This window comes from Streptomyces alkaliphilus, from assembly GCF_014141535.1.
GTDB lineage: Bacteria > Actinomycetota > Actinomycetes > Streptomycetales > Streptomycetaceae > Streptomyces > Streptomyces alkaliphilus.
The window spans coordinates 1-3,947 of the sequence record NZ_VKHT01000467.1; the positions used below are offsets into that span (position 1 = coordinate 1).

Here is a 3,947-nt window from a genome sequence, read left to right on the forward strand (position 1 = left end):
GAGAGGAGGGGAACGGCGGGTATGGGGGCGGACGGGTCGGCGCGCACGCCCCCTGAAGAAATGTCCGGTTTGAGGTGATAATTCGTCAATTATGGGCAGGCCGCCGATCACCCTTTCGTGTGCTTTTCAGCAAAGACCTCAAGCGGGTGGCCGGGCTCGCCGACAAAGGATGCGTGACTACCCTTGCGCACTCCATGATGTCCGCCGCCCGGTCCGCAGCAGCCTCGGGGGAGGCCGACCGGTTCGGATACCCCGATTCCACCGCCGCCCGGGGCGCCACCGCCACCGGCACCCCCGCCTGGGGCGGGGGTGAGAACGACATGGCCCGGCCCGGTCGACGCCCGGCGGGTAGCCGCGGACGCGGCCTGCACGGTCAGCTCGTCCAGCAGTTGGGTCAGATGATCGTCTCCGGTGACCTCGGGGCGGACCGCCCCCTGGTGCCCGAGGAGATCGGTCAGCGTTTCGAGGTCTCCCGCACCGTCGTGCGCGAATCCCTGCGGGTGTTGGAGGCCAAGGGGCTGGTCAGCGCCCGCCCCAACGTGGGCACCCGGGTGCGTGCGGTCACGGAGTGGAATCTCCTGGACCCGGACATCATCGAATGGCGCGCCTTCGGTCCGCAGCGCGACGATCAGCGTCGTGAACTGTGGGAGTTGCGCGCCGGTATCGAACCGGTGGCCGCCCGGCTCGCCGCCGAACGGTGCGACGAGGAGGTTCGCGCCCGGCTCTCCGACATGGTGGACATCCTGCGCCATGCCCTCGAGCAGGGTGACGGTCTGACCTTCTCCCGCGCCGACGCCGAATTCCACGCCCTCCTGCTGCGAGCCGCGGACAACCGGATGCTCGAGCACCTGGCCGGCATCGTCGCCTCCGCGCTCCAGGTCTCCAGCGGTACCGACGGTCCCTGCCGGCAGCCCGGGGAGGCATGTCTGGAACATCACCGGCGCGTCCTGGAGGCGATTTCGGCGGGGGAGCCGGAGGCGGCCGAGGTCGCGGCCCGGGCCCTGCTCGACCCGCGGGGCGGCGAGGAGGCGGCGCCCGGCCCGGACACGGTGGTGCCCGCTCCCCGCGAGCACTGAGCGCCCCGGGCGGGGTGGGGCGGGACCGGTGGAGCCGGCCCCGCCCCGCTCATCCGTCTCCAAAAGCCCCGTGTCACCGGTCCGGCGATCGCTCCGGCCAACCGGGGCACACCCCGGTTGGTCCCGTGCGGAACGGGCATACGTGAACGCGGAACACCCGTGACGATCCGACGGTTCCGCCACGGTGTTCCCGGCCTGCGCCGCGTGTTCGACCGCCGGCCCGTTACAGTCGGAGGGGCGGTGTGACTCGGACCACGTGAAGGTGTGCGTAACGCTTCGGGGCGCAGCGCGATGACTCAAGAGGTGACCGCGTGGATCGCGATCCCCGGGTCCGTATGGGACTCGGTGGCCGATCGTCGTTCGTCGCCGCCGGTGGTCGATCCCCGCCACCGGTCGGGGACCCCCAACGGGTGGTCCCCAAGCCGTTCCCAGAGTTCCGAGAGGTTGTTCGTGTCGGCCAGCACCCCCCGTACGCTCCCTGCAGAGATCGCCGAATCCGATTCTGTGATGGCGCTCATCGAACGGGGAAAGGCTGAAGGGCAGATCGCCGGCGATGACGTGCGCCGGGCCTTCGAGGCCGACCGGATTCCTCCCACTCAGTGGAAGAACGTGCTGCGGAGCCTCAACCAAATCCTCGACGAGGAGGGCGTGACGCTGATGGTGAGTGCCGCCGAGACCCCCAAACGCACCCGCAAGAGCGTCGCGGCCAAGGCGTCGGCCAAGCGCACGGCCACGCGCACCGTTCCGGCGAAGTCCGCCCCGACCGCGGAACCGGCCGCCGGTGAGGCAGCCGGAGCCCCCGCCGCGGCGAAGGCTCCGGCGAAGAAGGCCGCGAAGAAGGCCGCCCCGGCGAAGAAGACCGCGAAGAAGGCGGCTCCCGCCAAGCGCGCCGCGAAGAAGACGGCGGGCGCCAAGACCACGGCCGCCGGCAAGAACGTCGCCGACGAACTGCTCGTCGAGGAGGAGCCGACGGAGGAGCTCGCCGCTCCGGCGGAGGGGCGAGCCGACGGTCCCGCCGCGGGCACCGGCAAGCCGGAGAACGAGGGTTTCGTCCTGTCGGACGAGGACGAGGACGACGCCCCGGCCCAGCAGGTCGCCGCCGCCGGCGCCACCGCGGACCCGGTGAAGGACTACCTCAAGCAGATCGGCAAGGTCCCGCTGCTCAACGCCGAGCAGGAGGTGGAGCTGGCCAAGCGGATCGAGGCCGGGCTCTTCGCCGAGGACAAGCTCGCCGGTGCGGACAAGATCGCCCCCAAGCTCAAGCGTGAGCTGGAAATCATCGCGGAGGACGGCCGCCGGGCCAAGAACCACCTGCTGGAGGCCAACCTCCGCCTGGTGGTCTCGCTGGCCAAGCGCTACACCGGTCGCGGCATGCTCTTCCTGGACCTCATCCAGGAGGGCAACCTCGGCCTGATCCGGGCCGTGGAGAAGTTCGACTACACCAAGGGCTACAAGTTCTCGACCTACGCCACCTGGTGGATCCGGCAGGCGATCACCCGCGCCATGGCCGACCAGGCTCGCACCATCCGCATCCCGGTGCACATGGTCGAGGTCATCAACAAGTTGGCCCGGGTTCAGCGTCAGATGCTCCAGGACCTCGGGCGCGAGCCCACCCCGGAGGAGCTGGCCAAGGAACTGGACATGACCCCCGAGAAGGTGGTCGAGGTCCAGAAGTACGGCCGCGAGCCGATCTCCCTGCACACCCCGCTGGGCGAGGACGGCGACAGCGAGTTCGGTGACCTGATCGAGGACTCCGAGGCCGTGGTGCCCGCCGACGCGGTCAGCTTCACGCTCCTGCAGGAGCAGCTGCACTCGGTGCTGGACACCCTCAGCGAGCGCGAGGCCGGCGTGGTCTCGATGCGCTTCGGCCTGACCGACGGCCAGCCCAAGACCCTGGACGAGATCGGCAAGGTCTACGGGGTCACCCGCGAGCGCATCCGCCAGATCGAGTCGAAGACGATGTCCAAGCTGCGGCACCCCTCGCGCTCGCAGGTGCTGCGCGACTACCTGGACTGACGCGAACCGCTCCACGGCGAGCCCGCCGGAGGAGCCGTTCCGCACCCGGGGCCCGGTCGGTGACGACCGGGCCCCGGGTGCGTTCGGGGTACCCGTCAGGGGCTCGTACGCGGATGCGCGATTCGAATGCCACGCCGGGCGACCGGGCCCCGGAGAGGTGGGGAAACCACCCGATCGGTTACCCGAGGTGTTCGATCAGGTGCTCCGCGTGTGTGTTCCGGGCATGGTGGGGAGACCAGACGACCGGCGGACGCCAGGAGCGCGTCTCCCGGCTCCCACCGCAGGAACGGCAGGTCCCCATGCGAGCATTCACCCGGCGTCCCCTTCCCCGCCGGCGAGCCGCTTCCCGGCTCCACGAGATCCCCGGTTCCCCGCACCGCCCCTTCGGGCGGGCGCGGCGGATCGCCCTGATCGGCGTGGTGCTGGGGCTCTGTGCCCCCCTGGCCTCCGCCCTGCCCGGCGGGGGCACGGGAACGCCCGCGGCGGCCCGCGACGTCGTGGTGGGCGGTCTGCCCGCCCACACCGGTGACAGCCCGTGGGTGGTCGCCCTGGCCAGCCGGGCCCGCTTCGGCGAGGCCCGCTCGGGCCAGTTCTGCGGTGGCGCGCTGATCGCTCCGACGACGGTGGTCACCGCCGCCCACTGCCTGGACCACCGACTCCTGGGGATCCGTCCCGAGCGCCTGCCGGATCTGCGGGTGATCGTGGGACGGGACGATTTGCGCCGCGCCGGGGAGGGACGGGAGGTGGCCGTGACCTCCATCCGGACCGACCCCCGCTACAACCCGTGGACCAACGTCGGGGACCTCGCCGTGCTGGAGCTGGCGGAGGCGCTGCCGGAGGGGTGGGCGCTGCCGG

General features: G+C 71.2%; 3 protein-coding genes. All 3 read left to right on the top strand.

Annotated features, from left to right (window positions below; genetic code table 11):
- Positions 1 to 119 precede the first annotated feature (119 nt).
- Positions 120 to 1,076, top strand: a complete 957-nt coding sequence (locus FNQ90_RS15065; RefSeq protein WP_323379976.1) for a FadR/GntR family transcriptional regulator — start codon at positions 120 to 122, stop codon at positions 1,074 to 1,076.
- A 450-nt stretch (positions 1,077 to 1,526) separates the two neighbouring features.
- Complete coding sequence (locus FNQ90_RS15070) at positions 1,527 to 3,092, top strand: RNA polymerase sigma factor (RefSeq protein WP_323379977.1); 1,566 nt, start codon at positions 1,527 to 1,529, stop codon at positions 3,090 to 3,092.
- A 299-nt stretch (positions 3,093 to 3,391) separates the two neighbouring features.
- Positions 3,392 to 3,947 (top strand): S1 family peptidase (locus FNQ90_RS15075; protein ID WP_182606854.1); only part of this gene is annotated, 556 nt, incomplete at its 3' end.